Annotated in this window: 1 protein-coding gene; it reads right to left on the bottom strand. The window is 43.4% G+C overall.

The genetic code is table 11. From position 1 onward, the window contains the following. On the bottom strand, positions 1 to 258 hold a 258-nt coding region (locus tag ACPYOJ_RS35795; RefSeq protein WP_481420450.1), incomplete at both ends, for a hypothetical protein.

Here is a 258-nt window from a genome sequence, read left to right as displayed (position 1 = left end):
GTGGTAAGATTTCCCTGAAAACTGCTCAACGTAAGGTTTACAGAAGTATTGCCGCAAAAGTTCTGAGTGTAGTTCTTAGCTGCAGGATAAGTTGGATCAAACGTTATGGGAAAATCATCGGTCAGCGTAAGATCACTGTTTCCGCAGATATTAAATTTAACATTGGCTGTAAAGACATCGTTCTGCGTGGGGCAAACTGTAGTCTGAACTCCCGTTCCTACCGTCTGACCGGCAGCATTTGTCCAGGTAATTTCAGTT

This window comes from Rhizobium sp. SVR5-9E (assembly GCF_056755095.1).
The sequence above is the reverse complement of the archived record's forward strand: the minus strand, read 5'-3'. Positions and strand labels throughout refer to the sequence as shown.